This is a genomic window from Wolbachia endosymbiont (group B) of Chesias legatella, assembly GCF_964026945.1.
In the GTDB taxonomy this organism is placed as follows: Bacteria; Pseudomonadota; Alphaproteobacteria; order Rickettsiales; family Anaplasmataceae; genus Wolbachia.
The window spans coordinates 938,977-961,831 of record NZ_OZ034711.1; the positions used below are offsets into that span (position 1 = coordinate 938,977).

The following is a 22,855-nucleotide window of genomic DNA, read 5'->3' on the forward strand; positions in this document are numbered from 1 at the left end:
TATTTAATTCATGAATCTTCTCTTATTAAAAAAAGCTACAGATCTCATATTTCCAAACGTATGCGTAAGTTGTGAACGTATAATTGATAAAAGTTATGATTTATGTAGTGAATGCAATAAAAAAATCAATTTCTTAACTAAGCATTATTGCAATGTTTGTGGTGTAGTAATTCCAGATAGTTTTTATACATGCGGCAAATGCATCAGTAATCCTCCGCCATTTAAAGTATTAAGATCAGTTTTTGCCTACGATGAACATAGCAAAAATATGATTATAAATTTTAAATTTTTTGATAACTTAAACTACATGAAAGTCTACGCAAAGTGGATGTACAAAGCTAACAAAGACATGTTTCAAAATGCAGAGGTCATAATTCCCATACCGCTACATAAAATACGCTTATTTAAACGTAAATATAATCAAGCAGCATTGCTCGCGAAGGAATTAAGTAAGTTATCTCATTTATCTTATACACCATTTGCAATAAAACGTATTCGTCACACCAAACCTCAAGCTGGTCTTTCACTTAAACAGCGTGAAAAAAATTTGAAAAATACTTTTAAAGTAAGTAACAGCGAAATTATCAAAAACAAAATCGTGATATTGGTTGATGATGTAGTAACAACTGGCGCAACCGCAAGGTCTTGCTCTCAGGAAATTTTAAACTCTGGTGCAAGAGAAGTGAGAGTGCTATCGCTTGCAAGAACTATATGAAAATCAGCTTTAAGGTATAATTTTCATTTTTGAAAACTGTTTAGTGTCTTAGTAATAACTTCTATATCATTCCTCTTAAAAAAAAGTCTAGTTATAGTGTATACTGAGTCTATAATTATAGCTCTTTTTCTAATAGTTCGAATAGCTGAATATTCTTTCTGGCTCAATTTTTTATAACAAACCAATGGTTTGATTAAAATCAGGAGAATATGGAGGCAGATATATAACTTCAGCACCGACATTTTTTTATCTCTGGATTATATTAGAAATCGATATTGTACAGTCAACATAAATTTTTTACTTCCGTGTTTTTTCTGTTGTTGTTTATAATGGCTATAGTTACATCACATATTTCTTCCAATTAAATGTATCAGTTATTTATTGTAAATTACTGACTTTTTCAATGGTTTCTTTTTCTAAATAATTCCTAAAAATGTGTTTACTTTTGTTTGTAATTGTGTAGTAACTGCATCGTAAAGTTATAGGAGGTAAAGATGAATTTTGAAAATCTAAAAAAAATATTAAGTGCAATTGATAAAGATGCAAGTGTAAATAAAGATAATGTAGTTAATAAAATAAAAGAGGTATTACAAAGGGAAGATGCAACAGCGTATCAAGAGTGGAAAAATAAAAATTTTAGTATAAATCATACATTCATCCAAAGTGATCCTGATGCCGAATTTACATTATTAATTGCAGCTGCAGCAGCTGGCTGTAAGGATTTAGTGAATGTTTTATTAGATAGGCATGCGGATGTTCATGTAGAAGGTGAAAATAGAGAGACTGCCTTGCATCATGCCGTTTATAGTGGATGTGTAGATGTAGTAAATGCTCTACTAAAAAGAGGTGCGGATGTTAATATAAAAGATAGAAATGTTTGTACTCCTTTGCATTGTGCCACTAAAAATAACCTCGTAGAGGTAGTAGATGCTCTACTATACGGAGGTGCGGATGTTAATATAAAAGATGAAAATGGTTGTACTCCTTTGCATTATGCTGCTGCAAATGGCTATATGGAGATAGTAAATGCTTTGCTAAGTAGAGGTGCAGATGTTTATGAGAAAGATAATTTTCAGAAAACCCCTTTATATTATGCCATTATAAATCACCAAGAAGGTACGGTAGAGGATATAGAAAGGTTTTTGAAAAGTAAGGTAGTAGGAGATAGTGTTGTTGTTGGTGGCTTAGTTGCCATGTTAGGGAATTTTGTAGCATCGATGCTTTTTATAACCGAGACAATGGAAGGTACATTAACATCTGTTATGGCAGCAATAGCTGTATCTGCATCAACAGCATTAACATCTGGTTATGCTAAATATCTAATATCAAAATTCGATAACGAAATAAAAGAAATAAAAGAGCGACAAAACGTAATGGAAGGGAGGCAAAGCTTAACAGAAGGGTGGCAAAGTGTAGAACTACAAAGCATATGTATACATAATGCTCTTTCGTAAATTTTTACTTCCGCACTTCTTTAGTGTTGCTTATAATAACTATAGATTTAGATCTTAATTAGAGGCTTTAATTACCTACTTTAAGTTATTGAATTTCTTATCATAGCATCTATCATTCCAGTACCCTGGAATGATAGAAAAAGAACACTGAATTAAAAATACAACATACCATCTTATATCTCTTAATACTTCATAATACCTCAATTATAGATTGATTAAGGATGCCTTAAGTTAGTCTTGCTTTACTATAAAAAGCTTGTATTATTTAAAAATTAACTATTAATCTATAAACTAAAATATGTTTAGTAGAACTAATATACCTTTTCTTATAGCTGGTGCTATTGCTTCTCTTACATTAATTACATCTGGAGTTTTTGCTGTAGCTCCTTACGTTGCATTTTTATCTTCAGTTGCAGCTTTAAATATAGCTCCCCCTGTTATTTTTATTTTATTTGCGCTTTCTGCAGTAGTAATTGTGTTTTCATATAAAATGATTAAACAAAATAAAAAATCTCAAGAAAATTCGAAAGCTGAAGTCGAAGAGCCGAATAAAGGGTTAAGGGAAGAAGAAAATACGCGAGCTCCAATTAAAGAAGAATTAGAGAATGAAGAGGCTAAAGAAAATAAAAAGAAGCTTAGTGATCTAGAAAAAAAAGTCGAGAGAATTTCAGATAGTTTTGTAACGAAAGATAAAGTGGAGGGGTTAGAAAAAGAGGTTAGTGATCTTTCTGCAAGGTTAATTAATAGTCCTGCAACAAAAAATGAAGTAGAAGCAAAGCTGAGTATGGAATTTTATGCAAAAGGTGAAGAAAGAGGGTGGAATACAACATTTAGTGATATTATATTACCAAATGACACAAAAGAAAAATTGAAAGAGATTTATAAGTCAAAAAGCAGAGGATATCTCTTGTATGGTCCACCAGGGACTGGTAAGACTAGTATTGGTAAGGCAATTGCAAATCAAACTAAATCTCTATCTGCTTTTATATTTATTACTGCGTCTTGCTTGTCTAGTCAAAAGAATATAGATCTAGTTTTTGAGAAAGCAGAGACAAACAATCCTTGTATAATTTTTATAGATGAGATTGACGGAATTGGTCTAAATCGCGATAGTGGTTGTAACAAGAATGTAGAATCTTTAACTTATTTACTCACTAAATTGGATGAAAAGTTTTTATCTTCAAAAAATATAACGGTAGTTGCTGCAACTAATCATAAGAAACATTTAGATTCTGCGCTTATTAGAGGTGGTCGCTTGGGCATCCATATTAATGTTTCTGCGCTAGAAAGGGATAGATGTAGAAAAATACTAAAGGAACACCTAGGAAATTTAAGCGTTAAAAATATTGAAACCATTGTAACTAATACTGATGGTTTCTCAGTAGCAAATCTGATTGCTTTAATGGATCTTATAAAAAATAAAAAAGCTAAAGGAGAGAAAATAAGTTCTTTTCATACTCTATGTAACAAGTTTAAGAAGGATCATAATATTAAAGATGAAAACAATAATACGCGAAAGTCTTCGTCTGAAAGCTCATCCTCATCTAGAAGCTTCTCTAGAAGCTCGTCAGTGAGCTCTTCCTTGAATGACGTATTCACTCAAGGAAGTACACAGCAAATCCAGCAATAAGGAGCTTTGCTACACAGTCTGGCCATGCAAGTGACACAATTCAAATTATGTCATTCCAGTGCTTGACAATAGTTTTTATCCAGAAGGGTCATTGAACTTCTAAAAGGGTGTCAGCTACTTGGATGACATCATTATAGAGTACAAAAGCATCAGCCCCTTTTCTCCAATATCAGCTACTGACATTTGCTAACTCAACAATTCAAAAAAATCTATCAATTAAAAAGGAGGACATTATGTCTACAATAATTTTATCATCAATTTTAGGTCAAGCTGGCAGTATTTTTGGCCCAGTTGGCCGGATTATCGGCTCAGAGCTTGGAGCGCTGCTTGGTGCACAGCTCGATAGTGCAATGTTTGGTCTTGATGCTGAGCAAAAGGTAACGCATGGGGCGAGGCTGAAAAATCTGCAAGTTCAAACCTCAACTTATGGCAAAGCAATTCCAATTATCTATGGCACTGCTCGCGTTGCTGGAAACATTATTTGGTCACAGCCAATCAAAGAAGAAGCGATAACTACCAAAATCGGAAGAGGTATAAATGTTGCGTATAACTACTATGCAACGCTTGCAATTGCAATCTGCAAGGGGAAAGTGGAAAAATTAAATAGGATCTGGGCGAATACAAAATCGCTTAGTTTTGATGAAATAGACTATACTTTTTACCACGGCAGAGAAGACCAGAACCCTATGTCATCAATTGAAGGTGAGAAGAGTCTGCCAGCTTATAGAGGAATATCTTATATAGTTATCAAAAATTTCCCTCTAACGGACTATAACAATCGCGTCCCGGTGTTTACATTTGAAGTGCAAACTGCATTAAAATCAAGTGGATTTTCAGTGGCAGAAAATATTAAGAATATCAATATCATACCAGGTTCAGGGGAGTTTGTGTATGATACGAAAATACAGAAGAAAATTGCACGAGAAAGAATAAGCAGTAGTCAATATATTCCCTATGGACCGGCACAAAGAGTAAATCACAATAATCACACAAAAAAGAGCGATGCTATGCTTTCTTTAGACCAATTGAAGGAAAGTTTACCAAATGTTGAATGGGCATCGGTAGTGGTTAATTGGTTTGCAAGCAGTTTGAATATCAAAGATTGTAAAATATATCCTGCAGTTGAATTTCAAGACGATTCTGCTATAGTGCCTGATGATTGGCAAGTGGGAAATATAACCAGGGATAATGCCCAGCTCATTTCAAAAGATAATCATGGAAATCCAAGATATGGTGGTACAGTTAGCGATTCAGCACTAATAAGATATATAGAAGAGCTGCATAGCAGAGGTTATAAGGTGATGCTCTATCCAATGCTCTTGCTTGACACAAAAAACAAAGAGTGGCGAGGAAAATTGAGCGGTACTCCTCAGGATATAAGTGATTTTTTTGAGAATCAGTATAGCAAATTCATAGAGCATTACACGAGCATTGCCAAACAAACTAAAGTGGAAGGGTTTATTATTGGTTCTGAGTTTGCTCAGCTTACCAGAGTAAAAGATGTAGAGGGTAACTATCCTGCAGTAGCAGAGCTAGTTAAAGTTGCAAAGCAAGTAAAACTTCAGCTTGGAAAAGAAGTAAACGTAACTTACGCTGCCGATTGGAGCGAATATCATTCATATGATGGTTGGTATAATATGGATGAACTTTGGTCTTCACAGTTCATCGATGTTATTGGCATAGATGCTTATTTTCCACTCACCGATGGCCCAGAACCTCCTTTTGGCTATTCCGCGAAAGATGTAACGGGTGGTTGGAGCAGTGGAGTAGGGTATGATTATTTTTACGATTACTCAAAAAGTGATCCTGAGAAAATAAAGTATAATGACAGCGAATATGCGTGGAAAAATATCGAGAAATGGTGGAGTGAAGTTCATGTAAATCCAGGTGGTAGTAAAACAAAATGGCAACCAAAAATGAAGAAAATATGGTTTACCGAATATGGATTTCCCAGTATGAACGGCTGCACTAATGAGCCCAATGTGTTTGTTGATAAAGGTAGTATAGAGAGTAAATATCCACGATACTCAAACGGAGAGGTGAGCTTTCTTTCGCAGAAAACTGCAATCGAAGGAACATTAAAAAAGTGGCAAAGCTCAGAAATGGTGGAGAAAATGTTCCTCTGGGCGTGGGATGCAAGGCCATTTCCTTATTTTCCCAACTTGTGTGATATGTGGACTGACTGCCATAATTGGCAAACAGGGCACTGGATTCAGGGAAAAATTTCACAACTTAATGTTTCCGATGTTTTGTCTGATCTGTTGCAAAAGGTAGGTCTCAAAGGCGATCAGTTTGATACAAGTGATGTTAAAGGATTACTATCTGGGTATGTAATAAATGATCAGCAACCCGTACGCTCAATTATTAAAATGCTGCGAAGGTGCTATTTTTTTGATGTGGTTGAACAGAACTCAAAACTGAAATTTATTCAAAAGGGCAGGGGAGTGAAAACTGAAATACCAATTGGCGAGATGGTTACCAATAACGTTGCAAAACTTGTTAATATTAGTCAGCTAGATTTAAATAGTAAAGTCAATGTTGTCTATTTTAACCGCAATTTTGGCTATCCAATTGATGTGAAATATGCTGAACTGCCAAAGCAGGGCAATGCTGCAACAGTTGAAATACCTCTCATTATGGAGGAAGGGGAGGCGCAAAATATAGCTGAAGTTTTACTTTATTCTTCGTGGCAAGAGAGAAATGTATACAACTTTAAGCTCCCGATAAAATATGCATGGCTTTTACCAAGTGATGTCATAGCAATTTCAGATGGCGAGAAAAGACATACGATGAGAATTATAAAAACAAAGTTTGAAAGCATGTCCATTCAAGTAATAGGAGTTGGTTATGATCCCTCTATATACAAGCTCTCTTTTCCTTCAACAAGATCACTTATGCTTAAAGAATACCCTCCTTCTCACATCAGTAAATCTATCGTAGAAATGATAGATTTACGGTATATTAAAGATAATATCGCAAGTTTTACTTTAATTAGTGAAGAGGAAGGTTGGAAAGGAGCAACGCTTTTTATTTCGTATGATGATAAAAATTATAAGCCCATCGCGAGCGCAAATATACAATCTACTTACGGATATGTAATCGAATTTACCGATGAGGGAATTACAGTAGTACTGCGTTTTGGTAAGATAGACGTCATGAGTCCAACTGTGTTAGCGCTGGTTGGAAAAGAGGTAATAAAATTCGAAAGAGCAAAGCTCATAGGTAAGAATAAATATCAGCTTATCGACCTAATTAGAGGCCAAGAGGGTACTAAGAAATATGAACACACCTCAGGTGAAAAATTTATTCTACTTGATGATTCAATAATTTCTTTTGAAGTGCAAAAAGGTAGAAAGTTTTATCTTAAGGCAGTCACTTACGGTGATTCATTAGATAATACGGAAACAAAAATTGTAAACTGAGAGAGCGTAAGTGAAATCTTAATGTCTAGTTGCATTTTATTAAAAAATCCACTATATTATAAACATAGCAATATAGTGAGGTAAAATAATGATCGGTAATGTAAAAAAATTATCAAATGAAGCGCCAATAATACTAACTTGGGTACCAAGAGTATATGGTGCATCTTTACCAGATGGTAAAAACAGTGACTTTAATTACTTAGATATAATAAAAAATCATAAATTAATAAATAAAGAAGAGAGGGATATATATTTGATTATCAACGGTCCTGGATTCAAAGAAAATCAAATAGATGATTTAAAATGTGAACTGAAAGGAATTGAAGGAGTACATGTTATAGACTTGCATCAGTATGACTGGAGCGAAATAGATCAAGGATGGAAGATAGATGGTAAAGATACTAGTATCAAAGATTTCTTTAGAGATATGTATAACATGACAGATGAACAAAGAACATACTTTGCTGTTGAAATAGATACTTTTAGATTAGTTGCTCTGGCACTCTTAAAGCAGTTTACAGGACACGAAGGTGGGATATATATAGATTTTGATTCTTTAAAAGCCATTGACTCTCATATAGGGAAGGATATAACAATCCCTGAGGGAATTTTGTTAGGGCAAATTACTGCACATGTTAATCAAGAGACCGGCAAAATTATTAAAACGGATTTAAATAATGATCTGATTGCAGTAAGTTGTCCACATATAGCGATTAATATTTTATCTCAATATAAAAGCGCAATACTGAGTCAAGAAAAAATGTGCTATGAGTTAGCAGGGCGTTTATCTAATCTTGCGAAAGAAGAAAAATCACGGTTTTTTGCTATTTATAAAGAATTGGGAGAGAAACAGCTGTTAGATGATGAAGCGAAGAAAAAAGGGAAGAGTGTTATAGAGGAATTAGATAAGATAGAGCGCAAAATAGTTGATCTAAGAAATGGTAAGATAAGAGAACTATATGATCCGCTAGTCTGTCATTATTCTAGGTATCGTGAAATAGGTTTAAATTTAGGTCAATTTTATACCGTGGAAGTAGTCCGTAATGGATTGATCGGTCAAGACGAAAGCAAACTAGGGCTATTTTTTTTCGAAAAGAACAATGGCAATTACGTTTGTACAATAAATGGTGACCTATCCTGGATGAAGGGAAAAGATCTATACCATGAACGAGTAGATAACAAGCTGGAAGGAGCAGAAGTAGACAGGGTAGCAATGCGCTTGCATAACAGTTGTTAAAGATAGAAAGTCCTTTAAAGCAAAGGTTCTAAATAATTGACAGTCAATAAAATATAATACTAGTATTAATCTATGTGATAGAGGGAATAATATGGCAAAAAAAATAGTTAATGCATTAAAATCTGAAGTGGAAAAGCTCAAGTATGCTGATTTAAAATCTGTGCCAATAAAATCAGATTGTTGGAACTCTGGTTACAACACATATATTGACCTTGGTAGATCACACAACCTTACTATTAATGAGAAAGAAGTGCCTAATGAGCTTATTGAGAAGCTATATTCAAAACATAAAGATCTCATTTTAGAAGATGAGAATGGAAGAAAGAACTATAGTCCATTTCTTAAGCAAATTTTCATAAAAATATTTGAATATGCTGGTGCAGAAGTTCCGAGTGACTCTATCATGGAAGAATTGATAACTAACTATCATCAAGAAGGGTATAATCATTTTCTGTTTCTTCATATATTAAAGGCTCTTTCTCCATTTGGCTTACTTGTGTTAGATTCTAGCATAACAATAACTTATAGTATGGATTGCCGTGACTCCAATTGTCTAAAATTTAATTTTAGCATGGATTGTATAAAGGTGTGCAGCAGTGATCTTGTTAATGATATTAAAACACCAGGTTTTTGCAGTTCAGTAGAATTTAAACTAAAATGTAAGGGTCGAAATGTAACATATGAAGATGGTAAAGTGCTTATTACTATTCCGAAAGAGCTGAAAAATCATAAAGCAAGTGGTAGAAGTTTGTGTGACATTACTATTGAGTATTTTCAAGAATTTTTTGGAAATTTGGGATTTAAATTTGAGACAAAAGTGGAACATATTCTAGGTGAACCACTTAAAGTGTTAAAAGATGTAAATACATACCATGATAAGAACTTAAACTTGAACCAACAGTTAAGTAATTCAAGATAAGATATTGAGATTCGCATTTTTAAAGCTAGAAAACACATTCATTGAGAGAATAATTTCGCTACTGAAAGCAAAAGGCGTTTTTACAATCTTCTATCTACTACTCCCTCATGAACAGATACGTTAATCTCATCTAACTGCTCACTAACTTCTTCATTACTTGGCAAGTGTCCTCTAAGAGATAAGTTACGTACTGCATGCTGACATCGATCCAAAGGAGTTTGTAATCGCTCAACATATACTTTTGCTAGCAACTCAGCGTCAATTAGCGCTCCATGTAACTCCCTGCTCTCTAGCGATATACCAAAACGCTCACACAATGCACTTAAAGAAGCCGGTGGTCCAAATTTCTTTCTTGCAAGCGGTAATGTATCTAACACTCTGTCTGAAGAGATTAATTTGGCATTCAGTTTACCAAGTTCCATGTTCAAAAATTTAATGTCAAATCCAGCATTGTGAATTACCAAAGTATCGCTAGATATAAAATTAAGAAATTCAGATGCAATCTCTGAAAATAATGGCTTATCCTTTAGAAATTCTTCGCTGATACCGTGAACTTTAAATGCACCTTTGTCTATGCTCCTTTCTGGGTTGATGTATCGATGGAATACTTTGCCTGTTGGAATATGATTAATTAGTTCTACACACCCTATTTCGATAATTCGATGGCTATTGACATCAAGACCTGTAGTTTCAGTGTCAAGTACTATTTCACGCAGCCCATCTTGTTTGGAAAGTTCTATACTTAACCTACTACTAGGATCTGACTGACTATTGGTAGCTTGTATCGTTTTTTTTCTTTTAGCTACTAATTTTTTTGTAGCACCTTCACCATCTTTTACTCTAGAGTGTCCAGGCGCTTCGGTTATTGAGCTTTTTTTTATACTATCAAGGATAACTTCTTTATCATTTAAGAATTTTTTACCGTTACCTTCTACATAAAGTGAGGTGAGATTTTTGAGTGCTATATCTCCTCCATAGTGGTGGCGCCACACTCCAACAATGTTGTTGTTTTCTACATTTAATAAAGTAAGATTTGGGAGACGTTTGCTGCCAATCAAAAATGCAAAACCTATGTCTCCAATATTGTTATTACTTATTTCAAGTAAAGTAAGGTTTTTTAGATTGCTTTTACCTATATATCCTGCACCTTCAAAACCAAGTTTATTGTTCCTTAGAGTAAGCGAAGTAAGATGTGTAAGTTTACCTAACTCTTTTACATCTTTACTATCAATCTCTACATTTATTAAATTAAGCTCGTTAATATCTTTTTTATTCTTTAGAAAGTTTACTAGATCTCTTACATCAATCTTAGCACTTATATCTGATATTGTTAAAGCTTTATCATGTACATATCCACTAAAACCCACCTTACCCTCTGTTAATATACTATGTAAATATTTTAACTGGCATCTCAGTAGCTGTCAATTGCTTATATAAGATCTTAAACAGCTGGTTTAGGTGCTGTAAAATTCATACTTTTTGTGATCAGCTAAGTAAAAAGTCAAGCCTAGGGCAACTCACTAAGCTTTCCTGACTTATTGTCCCAAATTTGGGACAATAAAATCGAGATGTCAATTACAGGACTTGAGCCTGTTAAAATCTTCTTCAGCGTGATATGATGAACGGGTTAATGGACTTGATGCAACTACCAAGAAGCCTTTAGAATAAGCAATATATTTATAATGCTCAAACTCTTCTGGAGTAACATATCTATCAATTTTTGCATGCTTTGGAGTTGGTTGCAGATATTGACCAATTGTAATGAAATCAACTTCGGCGCTACGTAAATCATCCATAACCTGAAAGATTTCTTCTTTTGTTTCTCCAAGACCAACCATAAGCCCTGACTTCGTGAAAAGTTTAGAATTAATCTGTTTCACCATCTTTAGCAAATATAGTGAATGAAAATAACGAGCTCTTGGTCTTATTTTTGCATACAGCCTTGGTACTGTTTCGATGTTGTGGTTATAAACATCAGGTGATGCAATAGCTATTGCTTCAAACGCTCCTTTCTTATTTAAAAAATCAGGAGTGAGGATCTCTATTGTTGTTTCCGAAGTTATCTTTCTAATTTCTTCTATACACCTTATAAACTGATTTGCACCACCATCTGGTAAATCGTCACGGTCAACAGAGGTAATGACAACGTGCTTTAAATTTAACTTTTTTATTGCTTTTGCTAAATTTTCTGGTTCGTGAGGATCGAGCTTATCAGGAATGCCAGTTGCAACGTTGCAAAACGCACAAGCACGAGTACAAACAGAACCGAGAATCATCACAGTAGCATGACGTTTATTCCAACATTCACCAATATTTGGACACGCAGCTTCTTCGCATACTGTATGTAAGTTATGTAGCTTAACAGTGTTTAAGGTTTCATTGAATACTTTACCAGCTGGAGCTTTTGCTCTGAGCCATGTAGGCTTACTATGCATCTGAAACAGCTAGCTCTACCTCTTGTTTTGCTAAAACTTTCTTTAATCTTCTTTTTATCTTTTGCGCTTCTTTACTTAGTTTAATTGTTTTTGTGTTGAGCAAGAAAGCATCAAGATCACCTTTGTAATCTATAGTTCTTAAAGTTCTTGTCGCTATACGAAAGCTAAACTTTTTTTCTAATATATTACTCGTTAATGTAACCTTATGTAAATTTAAGAGAAAGGTACGCTTTGTTTTACGATTTGAGTGCGATACCTTATTACCAAAAGACTTTTTTCTATTTGTTAATTCACAAATTCTACTCACTTCAATATACCAATTTATCCTATGTAACTAGGTTAACCTTATATAGTTAAATAGTCAACTCCCTTGCTTGATTTTTATACCGTATACTGCTTTATAGCCAAAAAACACTGTAATTTTTTCTATTACAAGAGAAACCATATGCTGCATTTCTAATGCTTTACTGCCATTTGTTACTAACAGATGCAGAACACCAGAATTTACGTTTTGTGCGTATGAGATCTTTTGTGGTTTTGTACATTCTGCTAATTCCTCTCCAACTATACTTTTCCAGTTTAAAATAAGACGTATTTCATTTTTGCTGATCTTATTTTTCATGCATTTTAATGCATAGTTTTCTATTATAGATTTTAATTTCTTTGGCCCGCTATATTTAAACATCTTTCCAGTGCTTAAAATTAAATTATATTACAACTTTCTTATACAAAAAACTAACTTATTGTTTTCATGATCCTCGGCCTCACACATAAAAAGCAGTATTTGTATATCTAGCATTTGCCAGAATTTTGTGTTTCCTACCTTGTAATCATTTTTAATTTTAATTTGTTAAATTATTATGAAGCTAATTAAAATTCGAGTAAAGTATAGTATTTCCAAGAAAATTATCTTTTTACTGTATGCCGTAATTTTCTTATAGCTATCTGTTTTTTAAGATCTTTCTGCAATCCAAGCTGCTTGAATGGCCTCTAATATTTTTTCATTACAATACTTTTCATCATCATCAAACTCTTCTAAATCCAAGACTTTTCTTTTAAGTTCAGTGAATCTAATACTAATTATATCTTCACTTGGAAATTTCTCTTCTAGAGCTTCTGCAATATCTTCTATATCAAGCCATTTCATACTTTTTTAATAAATTAAACTGGTGCCCATGGGGAGACTTGAACTCCCAAGGTCGCAAAACCCACGGATTTTAAGTCCGCTGCGTCTACCGATTCCGCCACACGGGCCTTATGTTGTTTATCTAGAGTAAAATTCTACTACTAAATTGACTTCCATGTCTGCTGAATAGGGGACTTCGGAATATTGAGGCGCTCTCAAATACTTCACTGAAAGTGCTTTGCTATCTGCCTCTAAATAATCTGGAGCCTTACGTTCTTGTTTTTGTTCAGCCTCTATTAATATAGGAATTTTTGCTGCTCTTTCCCTTATTTTTACTATATCACCAGGCTTCACTCTATAACTTGATATGTTAACCACCTTATCATTAACTGTAACATGTTTATGAGATATAAGCTGTTTTGCCGAGTAAATTGTTGGCACAAAACCAGAGTGATATAAAACAGAACTTAACCTTGATTCCAAGGCACCAATAAAATTATCAGCCGTATAACCCTTTCTTTTGTAGGCATCTAAAAATGTACGTCTAAGCTGCTTACTTGAAATTGCATAGTAGAACTTAAATTTCTTATGTGCAGCAAACTGCTTACCAAAATCAGATAACTTCTTAAATCCAAGAATACCATGCTGACCTGGAGGGTATTTTCTTTTATTGACTGAATCTTTTGCTCTACCCCATAAGTTTACACCAAGCCTGCGACTGATTCTATACTTTCTATTGATAACAGTTGTCATACAAAAATTCTCACAATCTAACTATAAATTATTAATGATTTTAACATTAAGTGTCAACTTGTTTTTGCCACTATGATATAGTATACTTCACTTTTAAGTTTTCCTATTAATACATGAATCATCTACTACTAAAATCCATGGCAAATGCTGTCCGCTTTTTATCAATTGATGCAGTACAAAAAGCAAATTCTGGACATCCAGGTATGCCACTTGGCATGGCAGATGTTGCCACTGTATTATTTGCTAAATATCTAAACCATAACCCTGATGATTCTCAATGGATCAGTAGAGATCGTTTCGTCCTATCAAATGGTCACGGTTCAATGTTGCAATACTCTATATTATATCTGACAGGCTACATTAGTATAGATGAACTAAAAAACTTCAGGCAACTTACATCAAAAACTCCAGGTCACCCAGAATTTGGCTTAACTTCTGGTATAGAAGCAACAACAGGCCCGCTTGGTCAGGGATTTGCCACTGCTGTTGGCATGGCACTTGCTGAATCGATTCTTGAAAAGCAGTTTGAAATCAGTCACTACACTTATGTAATGCTAGGAGATGGTTGTCTTATGGAAGGTATAAGCCATGAAGCAGCGTCCCTTGCTGGGCATCTTAAATTAAATAAGCTGATAGCACTTTTTGACGACAATGACATCTCTATAGACGGCTCTACTAGCCTCTCTTGCTCTGATGATGTAGAAAAGCGTTTTTCAGCGTATGGATGGAATGTTGACAAAATCGATGGGCATGACTTTGATGCTATATCCCTTGCAATAGAGCAGGCGCAAAAGTCTGATAAACCTACACTAATCTGTTGCAAAACTATTATCGGAAAATTTTCGAGCCGTGCTGGCACATCTTCTGCTCATAGTGGTGCCTTTACAGAGGAAGATGTAAAACAGATGAGAGAAAAATTAAATTGGGACTATGAACCATTTCATGTACCAGAAGATGTGAGAAACGCTTGGATAGAAACAGTTAAGAGGGCAAAGCAAAACTATACATCCTTGATCAATAAAGAACTACAAAGAAGACTTGAGAAACGTTTGCCGAATAATATCGAGAGTGATTTGGCTAACCTGAAGAAACAAATATGTGAGCTAATGCCAAACGAAGCTACTCGATCTTCTTTTGGCAGAGTAATGAAACTATTAACTGAGTCTATGCCAGAACTAATTGGTGGCTCTGCTGATCTTACCGGTTCAAATTGTACTAAATATAAGCACATGCAGCCAATAGATAGTAATAATTATAGTGGCTCTTATGTCCACTATGGAGTGAGAGAGCACGCTATGGCAGCTTGTATGAATGGTATGGCTCTTCATGGTGGAATTATTCCTTATGGTGGAACTTTTTTAGTATTTTCCGATTACTGCCGCCCTGCTATACGTCTTTCAGCTTTGATGAAACAGCAGGTTATATATGTAATGACTCATGACTCGATTGGAGTAGGGGAGGATGGTCCAACTCACCAGCCAATAGAGCATTTAGCTTCTTTGAGAGCTATACCAAATCTGTATGTTTTTAGGCCAGCAGATGCAATTGAAACTTTGGAGTGCATTAGCATTGCACTTGAAAAAAAAGAGTCACCTGCACTATTTGCGCTTTCAAGGCAAAATATTAATTACATGCACTCTTATACTGACCAATTGGTCAACCTATCAAAATTTGGTGCATATATACTATGCGAATATTCAGGGAAGCTAGAAGTGACGATATTTGCTACCGGATCTGAAGTTGAAATTGCAGTTGAGGCAAGAGAAAAATTACAGGAAAAAGGTGTAGGTACAAGGGTCATTTCTATGCCGTGTTGGAGGCTTTTTGACGAGCAAAGTGATGAATATAAAGGGGTAGTATTAAATAATGACAGCATCAAAGTTGCAATTGAAGCTGGAAGTGAAGTGGGTTGGCATAAATATATAGGTTCAAACGGTATATTTATTGGCATGAAAAATTTTGGAGAATCAGCACCTTATGAAGCTCTTTATAAGCATTTTAATATTAGCGCTGATTATGTAGTAAAATGTGTTTGTGAAAACGCTTTTTATCATTCCACTGCCCATAAAATTACTTAATGAACTCAGCAAGTGCCGTTATTATGATAAGAAAGCTGGTGAAATGTTTCGAGTAACTTTTTCGTTTCTATGATCCACTTGGCGGCAAGAATAAAGTTTTAATCGTTCCATGGTTTCTGTATAATTTTCAAAACTTAATTGATATATATGAAGGTAATAATAGGTAGCGCTAGTAAACAATTAGGAGATTCAATAGCAAGTGGGCTAAATGCTCAGCTATTCCCCAATCAGGTGTCAAGATTTGCCGATGGTGAGGTAAATGTAGAAGTAGCAAATGATCTACGTAATCAAGAAGTATATATAGTACAATCTCTTTCTTCCCCTGTAAATGATAACCTTATGGAGCTTCTGCTTACAATTGATGCAGCAAAGAGATCTGGAGCCAAGAGAATAACAGCTATTATTCCTTATTACGGATACAGTAGGCAGGACAGGGTTATTAAAAACAATAATATGCAATCTGCTTTAAGTGCTAAATTAACTGCAAATCTTATTCAAACAGCTGGTGCAAACAGTGTTGCTGCTATTGATTTGCATTCAAGTCAAATTGAAGGTTTTTTTGATATACCAGTTACTAATCTAAGCTGTTTTGAAGTATTTGTTAACTCTATATACAAGGAAAACTTGGCAATAGTTGCGCCTGATGTTGGAGCAATTGGCAGAGCTCGTGCTTTTGCAAAGATTTTAGAGGAAAAACACAAGTTGGATAATAATATTATTATAGTAGATAAATATAGAGAAAAAGCAGGTACATCTCAGGTAATGAATGTAATCGGAGAAGTTGCAAACAAAAATTGTGTCATTGTTGATGATATAGTTGACTCTGGCGGAACATTATGTAATGCAGCTCTTGCTTTAAAAAACCGAGGAGCAAAGTCTGTAGTTTCGTGCATTACACATGGAATACTTTCAGGAAATGCAGTTGAGAAAATCTCTTCCTCTTCTCTGGATAAATTAGTAATTACGGACACCGTATTTCACAAATTTGAAAAAAATGATAAGATAGAGGTTGTTTCAATTGCAAATATTTTAATTTGCTTTATGCAAGGAGGTAAAAGTGCCAGCTAGATCAACAGAAGATGTTATCACTTCGTTAATAGAATTTGCAAATAAGAGAAAAATAACAATTACTAAGGAAGAAATGCTTAAAACTGCACAGCTTGTGAGGATTAAGTTATCCGATGATGAGATTAAATACTACTCAAAAGAACTGACAATGCTGGATTGGATACATGATACTTTGTTGAAAGTTAATACTGAAGGTGTTTCTCCTATGCGTTATGGAACTATAGATAAGGATGTCCATGTACGCGATGATATTATAAATTCTCAAAACATTAAAGAAGAAATATTATCCAATACAAAATCGGAGCATGGGTATTTCGTAGTACCGAAGGTTATAAACGATTAAGATAAAGCAAGATTTATACCGATTTTATAGATCTACTTTCAAAAATAAGACCAATCTGGTAAAGAAGCATTCGTTGGAGTAAAAACCATTTTTTGATTTTTCTTTACTAAATCTACTAAATATAATTTAGAGTTGCTTGGTGATTCTGCGTTAGTAAAGATAATTTCTCTGCCATTTGGTAGCCATGCCGGAGATTCAATTTTATGTCCCTCTGAAAGCAAGCGCTCTTCTTTGCCATCTGGCTTCATAACTCCTATGTAAAATTTTCCTGACTGAATTTTTGTAAAAGCTATCAGATCTCCTTTTGGCGACCAAACAGGTGTAGCATATCTTCCATTTCCAAAACTAATTCTCTTGGGTTTTTTGCTTTTTTTAGTGAAATCTATGATATATAGTTGCTGACTTCCACTTATATCAGAACTAAAAACCATGTACTTTTGATCTGGAGACAAAGAGGGAGAAGTACTTATAGCTGAACCTTTAGTAATTTTTTTTGTTCGTTTACTGCTTAAGTCTAGAGATAATATATTTGTTTCACCACTCAATGAGTGGGAAATAAAAAGAGATTTACCATCAGGAGAAAATCTTGGTGCAGAAATAACTCCTTCAAATGCGCTGATTATTGATTCAGTGTTATCTTTTAAATTTTTTAATATTATATAACTTTTACCATTTGTGTATGAGATATAAACAATACCCTTTCCATTTGGTGAAAATCTTGGTGTTGACACAAATTTCTCACCATTTGTTAAGTACTTTATATTACTTCCATCTTGATTCATCACAGCAATTTTACGTACGGATTTATAATTGCTATCTTTTTCTTCAGCAATATACGTGATTTTTGTGTTGAAGTGCCCTTTCTCACCAATCAGTCTATCATGTATCACATCCGAAACGAGGTGAGCAATTTTTCTCCAGTCTTTTGCCGGAAAAACAACTGACTGAGTGAGTAATTCTCTGTTTGTAAAGCTGTCAGATAAACGAAAAGATAGCTCTAAATTTCTGTTTGATACTTCACTTAAACTTACTGTGACTACAGTATCGCTTTTCCAAGACTCAACTTTCGTGTTACGTTTCACATTAAATAAGCCACAATTAGATAGATTTGTTTCAATTACTTTTGTGATGCTTTCGCTTAGCTCACTTTCCACTTCTGTCTTGCATGCACATTTAGATACAACAAGATCAATATTACCAATATTGCTTTTTTTTATATCGACATATAAAACAGCTTTTGTGGAATAAGGAATAAATAACGAAATAAATAACACCAGTTGAACGAATAGCTTCATTAGATTTCTTGCATTACCTCCTGTCATCTCAGCAAATAGCTTACTTTTGAAGTTAAACTGCATGACAGTAGAGTAAATCAATTTCTGCAGTACTTGACACTGGAATCCAGAAATTTGACTGCAAGTAAGTGCACTGAGGTGGCAAGCATAAAAGTAGCTGTTTTATTCTAAAATAAACGTCTTTGACAAGGTTGCATGAAAAACTGGATTCCAGTGTCAGAGCACTGGGATGACACTCTACTGGTGGAGATTGCTCTAAAACTACAATGTTTGCCTGGGCGTTGAGATGGCACCCTTCTGGTAGATTCAAATCACAATGTTTATATAGTTGTGTGATCTGACACTGATTTTTTTTTACGGATTCCAGTATTTCATGCTGAAATAACATCAAAGAATACATTGTTAACTTCTTACTCAAATAATGGTTAATAAAAAGAGGTATATTTCTATACCTGTTCTATTTGGACTTCAATTATAGGTCTTTTTAGTAAATATTCCTTTAAGATACTAAATATTGAACTTTCAATCTTATTTCTTATTTTTTTTATCGGTTGTGGACTAAATGCTGACTCAACCTTCTCTATGATCTTTTGCATAATGGCTGCATCTTCTTGCGCTTCGAAAACACCAGGTGCAAATACTTTTGGCTTAGCGAGCAATTTGTTTTTCTTATTCACAATTGCTGTTACTACAATAACCCCAGCATCTCTCATTCTCTCACGCATCTTTATAACGCTGCATTCTGGATGGCGTAGCAACGTACCATCAATACCAAAGTAGTCAACATCAATTGAACTAACTTTTTCTCCATTCTCCAAATTAACAATATCACCTGGTGCAATCATTATTGCTTTTTTCACACCGCACTCTTTAGCGAACTTTACATGTGCATCCGTATGAATATACTCACCATGAACTGGAATAGCTATCTTAGGTTTTATCAAAGAATACATTTCCCTTAGCTCTGCTTTTACTGGATGTCCGGAAGCATGAACATTCTCTGTTTTTTCAGTAATAACTTCCACTCCCATCTCAATAAAGGCATTGAGCATGTTATGTGCACGAGTTTCATTGCCAGGAATGATTTTTGATGAAAAGATCATGGTATCACCTTGCTGCATTTTAAATGTTTGATGACTCTTAGCGGCAAGTCTTGAGGTAGCTGCCAGTGGCTCACCTTGACAACCTGTGCAAAGTAGCACCAGCTTTTCCCTTGGAAAATTTACTGCCTCCTTTGCTTCTAGAAACTCAGGAGAATCAGTTAAATAACCACTATCCTGAGCAACTTTCACTATTCTCCATAAAGATCTGCCAAGTAAAACCACTTTTCTATTTAGTGCTTTTGCAGCTTGGCTTATTGTTTCAATTCGCGCCACATTCGAGGCAAATAGCGAGACAGCAACCAATTTTTTAGACCGCTTTATTATATTGTAAATATTATCATAAATTTCACTTTCTGATTCAGGGTCGTGTTTGCTCAGTATGTTTGTTGAATCACAAATTGCTGCAAGTAGATCACCTTTATCGCCAATTTCTTTTAAACGCTCTATATTAGAAATTAATCCAACAACAGGTTTTGGATCAAATTTCCAGTCCCCAGTATGAAGTGCACTACCTGCTTCAGTGCTAATTAATATTGAATTTGCCTCAGGAATTGAGTGAGTTACATTTATAAACTCAACGGTAAAAGGACCCAAATTTATGCTGCCATTTATGTCTACCTCTTTCACAGGTACCACACCTTCCAATCGAAATTCTTTCAATTTTTCTTTGAGAAAGTTAACCGTAAACTTTGTTGTATATATGGGACATTCTAACTCTTCCCACAGATGAGGCACTGCACCACAGTGATCCTCATGTGCATGTGTAATTATTATTCCAAGCAAATCTTTTTTTCTTTGAGCAATAAAATCTACATCAGCGATGAGCAGCTCAACACCTGGCATAGTTTCATCTGCAAAACCGATACCAAGGTCGATCATAATCCACTTGCCTTGATAATGATATAGGCTAACGTTCATCCCAATTCTTCCTACTCCTCCAAGAGGAAGAAATAAAAACTCATTTTTGTTTATGTTCATTAATTTTAAATTATTAAAATGCGAGGATAGCAAAACTTCGACCTTAAATAAAGGAATTTATCACTTTTGCATAACTTAAAAAAATCTTTTCACTAAAAGAGAAGGCTTTCAAATTGGTAAAAAGAATTAAGTGTAGACAGCTACCTCTTTATATCATTTAGCAAATTTCTCATTTTTTTTTTACTTTTCCAAAGAATCCTTCAGATTTCTGCTCTACACTTTCATGTTTCTCTTCCTCAAGCGCTTTTAATAGCTCAATCTGCTTTTGGGTTAAATTCTTTGGATTTAAAGTCTCAACTATTACCTGTACGTATAAATCACCACGAGCATGTGAGTTCATATATGGCATACCCTTTTCCCTACAACGTAGTTTGGTACCAGTTTGAGTGCCTTCAGGGACCTTTACTTTTATTTTAGCTCCATCAATTGATTGAATATCGATTTCACCACCAAGTACTGCTAGTGTCATTCTTATAGGCACTTTACAGTGTAAATCTGCTCTATTGCGAGTGAAGATCTGATGAGTAGCTATTTTCACACATACGTATAAATCTCCGCTTTTTCCACCTCTTGCTCCAGCTTCTCCTTTACCACTGACCCTTACCTTAGCTCCTTCTTCTATGCCTTTTGGAATTGAAACGGAGATATTTACTTCATCTCTTTTACGCCCACTTCCACCGCATTTCTTACATTTATTTTGTATTATTTCTCCTTCCCCATAGCATGTAGTACACGTTCTTTCAATGGTAAAAAAGCCCTGTTGAGTTCTAATTCTACCGCTTCCCTGGCATGTGTTGCACTGAACTGGTTTGATTGCTCCTTCGCTACCTGTGCCTTGGCATGTATTACATTTTATATTTGTCACATAATGTATAGGTGCTTGTATTCCTTTAAATGCATCTTCTAAGGTAATTTTAAGATCGTAGCGCAGATCTGCTCCAGATACTCCTGTTGTACTTCTTTTTGTTCTTGACCTACTTGTACTGCCGCCGAATCCTCCACCAAAAAAATCGTTAAATATATCGCTAAAATCCCCTCCAGCTTGGCTGAAATCAAATCCACCGGAAGCACCATCGTGACCATAACGATCATAACCTGCTCTTTTTTCAGAGTCAGATAGAACTTCATATGCAGCTGTTACTTCTTTAAATTTTTCCTCTGCTTCCTTATTACCAGGATTTCTGTCAGGATGATATTTTAATGCTAGTTTTTTATATGCTTTTTTTATCTCGTCAGTACTAGCATTTCTGCTCACTTCTAGCAGATCATAATAGTCTTTTTTGTTCATATATAATAGCTCAGTATTTTACCTTTAAAGATAGGTATTACACATATGAATTTCAAGTATGACCTCTATTTCCTATAAAATATGGTGCACCCTGAGCGACTTGAACGCCCGACCTTTTGATCCGTAGTCAAATGCTCTAATCCAACTGAGCTAAGGGTGCTTGCACAAAGTTGACTTTAACAGATTTTATAGCTTATTTCAATTGGTTTAGCTAAAAATAAAACTCTTATCATGTATGAAAACTGTAAGAAATTGTACTAGCTCTCTTAAAGGATAACTTAAGTTAACAGTTTCCAATTACTTTGATTTTAGAACCGCTATCCGAATAAAAGCTTTTCATATTATACTGCCAAGCTGCTAACAAATAGCGGAATGACGGTTATAGTTAAATCTAAACTATTTTGGCTATATCAGAAGACGGGTTATGCAGAAACCTTAAAATACTTCTTGCTTGCCAAGGAGAATAAATACATTCCTACAAACAAGCAGATACTCAATATCGATGCATAGGAAAACTTGAAAATTAAATCTTTAATATATCTTGATAAGCATTTACCTGCAGAAATTTTGTATAGTAGTCCAACACAAACAATCGTACTATCAATGACTGATGCTATAATTAAAGTGATGAAATTTGCCATATGAAAATTCAATTTCGACTTTAATTCTTCAAAAACAACTATGCTTGAGAGAAGAGAGATTAAAATTGCAGTATATAGAACCAGTATCATAAAACTAAAATTTTGCAATTTAAAAAGACAGCATATCACTGTACACACTATTAAGCTGTAAGTAGCTTTGCTTCTACCATAAAACTCAACCATTGAGTTTACAACTAAAGTAGCTCCCACAAATAAGGCAGCACATATCATTAATTTATTTGAAGTGTTAAGTAAAGAAAGACTGATAAGCAAGAGTATTGATAAAATGGACATAATCACCTACCCAAATTTAATAATATGCATTTATTTTAATCAGACATTACACATAATGAAAAATTTGTCTAGCGTA

Annotated in this window: 19 protein-coding genes, 2 tRNA genes and 1 pseudogene; 9 read left to right on the forward strand and 13 right to left on the reverse strand. The window is 34.5% G+C overall.

Annotation, left to right across the window (positions count from 1 at the left end):
• The first annotated feature begins 10 nt into the window (after positions 1-10).
• Positions 11-715, forward strand: coding sequence for a ComF family protein (locus AAGD65_RS04315; RefSeq protein ID WP_264682192.1), 705 nt, complete (start codon positions 11-13; stop codon positions 713-715).
• Between the two features lie 166 nt (positions 716-881).
• Here the strand turns inward: AAGD65_RS04315 and AAGD65_RS04320 are convergent.
• A pseudogene (locus AAGD65_RS04320) lies at positions 882-961 on the reverse strand (IS630 family transposase); the annotation flags it as partial.
• A 248-nt stretch (positions 962-1,209) separates the two neighbouring features.
• Between AAGD65_RS04320 and AAGD65_RS04325 the strand changes: the two are divergent.
• From AAGD65_RS04325 to AAGD65_RS04345, 5 genes are all read left to right on the forward strand, one after another.
• Positions 1,210-2,169: an ankyrin repeat domain-containing protein gene (locus AAGD65_RS04325; protein ID WP_264682189.1), complete on the forward strand. Its 960-nt coding sequence runs from the start codon at positions 1,210-1,212 to the stop codon at positions 2,167-2,169.
• 298 nt (positions 2,170-2,467) lie between these two features.
• Entirely contained in the window at positions 2,468-3,799 is a 1,332-nt protein-coding gene (locus tag AAGD65_RS04330) for an AAA family ATPase (protein ID WP_264682187.1), read from the forward strand.
• A 233-nt stretch (positions 3,800-4,032) separates the two neighbouring features.
• A complete protein-coding gene (locus AAGD65_RS04335) occupies positions 4,033-7,221 on the forward strand; it encodes a glycoside hydrolase TIM-barrel-like domain-containing protein (RefSeq protein ID WP_264683383.1) in 3,189 nt (1,062 codons plus the stop codon).
• Positions 7,222-7,309: 88 nt separating this feature from the next.
• Positions 7,310-8,458: a hypothetical protein gene (locus tag AAGD65_RS04340; protein WP_264683381.1), complete on the forward strand. Its 1,149-nt coding sequence runs from the start codon at positions 7,310-7,312 to the stop codon at positions 8,456-8,458.
• Between the two features lie 91 nt (positions 8,459-8,549).
• On the forward strand, positions 8,550-9,377 hold the full coding sequence (locus AAGD65_RS04345; RefSeq protein WP_264683379.1) for a hypothetical protein: 828 nt from the start codon (positions 8,550-8,552) through the stop codon (positions 9,375-9,377).
• A gap of 80 nt (positions 9,378-9,457) precedes the next feature.
• Here AAGD65_RS04345 and dnaQ read toward each other — a convergent pair whose 3' ends face one another.
• The 7 genes from dnaQ to rpsD all read right to left on the reverse strand — a co-directional run bounded on the left by dnaQ (position 9,458) and on the right by rpsD (position 13,691).
• Positions 9,458-10,117: a DNA polymerase III subunit epsilon gene (gene dnaQ, locus AAGD65_RS04350; protein WP_372436136.1), complete on the reverse strand. Its 660-nt coding sequence runs from the start codon at positions 10,115-10,117 to the stop codon at positions 9,458-9,460.
• An 831-nt stretch (positions 10,118-10,948) separates the two neighbouring features.
• On the reverse strand, positions 10,949-11,812 hold the full coding sequence (gene lipA / locus AAGD65_RS04355) for a lipoyl synthase (protein WP_149168839.1): 864 nt from the start codon (positions 11,810-11,812) through the stop codon (positions 10,949-10,951).
• A complete protein-coding gene (gene rpmB / locus AAGD65_RS04360; RefSeq protein ID WP_007302640.1) occupies positions 11,805-12,119 on the reverse strand; it encodes a 50S ribosomal protein L28 in 315 nt (104 codons plus the stop codon). The genes lipA and rpmB overlap by 8 nt, the downstream gene beginning before the upstream one ends.
• 54 nt (positions 12,120-12,173) lie before the next feature.
• Positions 12,174-12,497, reverse strand: coding sequence for a DUF721 domain-containing protein (locus AAGD65_RS04365; RefSeq protein ID WP_006012687.1), 324 nt, complete (start codon positions 12,495-12,497; stop codon positions 12,174-12,176).
• Between the two features lie 267 nt (positions 12,498-12,764).
• Positions 12,765-12,959 carry a Fe-S cluster assembly protein IscX gene (gene iscX / locus AAGD65_RS04370; RefSeq protein ID WP_226080047.1) on the reverse strand — a complete coding sequence of 65 codons (195 nt, stop codon included), beginning with the start codon at positions 12,957-12,959 and terminating at the stop codon, positions 12,765-12,767.
• A gap of 20 nt (positions 12,960-12,979) precedes the next feature.
• Positions 12,980-13,066 (reverse strand) — tRNA-Leu (locus AAGD65_RS04375).
• A 10-nt stretch (positions 13,067-13,076) separates the two neighbouring features.
• Complete coding sequence (gene rpsD / locus AAGD65_RS04380) at positions 13,077-13,691, reverse strand: 30S ribosomal protein S4 (protein WP_006012690.1); 615 nt, start codon at positions 13,689-13,691, stop codon at positions 13,077-13,079.
• 113 nt (positions 13,692-13,804) lie between these two features.
• Between rpsD and tkt the strand changes: the two genes are divergently transcribed.
• The 3 genes from tkt (at position 13,805) to gatC (ending at position 17,180) form a co-directional block, all read left to right on the forward strand.
• Positions 13,805-15,769, forward strand: a complete 1,965-nt coding sequence (gene tkt / locus AAGD65_RS04385) for a transketolase (protein WP_264683375.1) — start codon at positions 13,805-13,807, stop codon at positions 15,767-15,769.
• 147 nt (positions 15,770-15,916) lie between these two features.
• Positions 15,917-16,837 carry a ribose-phosphate diphosphokinase gene (locus tag AAGD65_RS04390; RefSeq protein ID WP_264683373.1) on the forward strand — a complete coding sequence of 307 codons (921 nt, stop codon included), beginning with the start codon at positions 15,917-15,919 and terminating at the stop codon, positions 16,835-16,837.
• On the forward strand, positions 16,827-17,180 hold the full coding sequence (gene gatC, locus AAGD65_RS04395) for an Asp-tRNA(Asn)/Glu-tRNA(Gln) amidotransferase subunit GatC (protein ID WP_052264736.1): 354 nt from the start codon (positions 16,827-16,829) through the stop codon (positions 17,178-17,180). The genes AAGD65_RS04390 and gatC overlap by 11 nt, the downstream gene beginning before the upstream one ends.
• Positions 17,181-17,218: 38 nt before the next feature.
• Here the strand turns inward: gatC and AAGD65_RS04400 are convergent, their stop codons facing one another.
• The 5 genes from AAGD65_RS04400 to AAGD65_RS04420 form a co-directional block, all read right to left on the reverse strand.
• A complete protein-coding gene (locus tag AAGD65_RS04400; protein WP_264683402.1) occupies positions 17,219-18,475 on the reverse strand; it encodes a Tol-Pal system protein TolB in 1,257 nt (418 codons plus the stop codon).
• A gap of 446 nt (positions 18,476-18,921) precedes the next feature.
• Complete coding sequence (locus tag AAGD65_RS04405; protein ID WP_264683371.1) at positions 18,922-20,556, reverse strand: ribonuclease J; 1,635 nt, start codon at positions 20,554-20,556, stop codon at positions 18,922-18,924.
• 169 nt (positions 20,557-20,725) lie between these two features.
• Positions 20,726-21,844 (reverse strand): molecular chaperone DnaJ, encoded by a 1,119-nt coding sequence (gene dnaJ / locus AAGD65_RS04410; protein ID WP_264683370.1) that lies wholly within the window; start codon positions 21,842-21,844, stop codon positions 20,726-20,728.
• An 82-nt stretch (positions 21,845-21,926) separates the two neighbouring features.
• Positions 21,927-22,004 (reverse strand) — tRNA-Arg (locus tag AAGD65_RS04415).
• Between the two features lie 262 nt (positions 22,005-22,266).
• Positions 22,267-22,779, reverse strand: a complete 513-nt coding sequence (locus AAGD65_RS04420) for a hypothetical protein (RefSeq protein ID WP_264377944.1) — start codon at positions 22,777-22,779, stop codon at positions 22,267-22,269.
• Between the last annotated feature and the right edge of the window lie 76 nt (positions 22,780-22,855).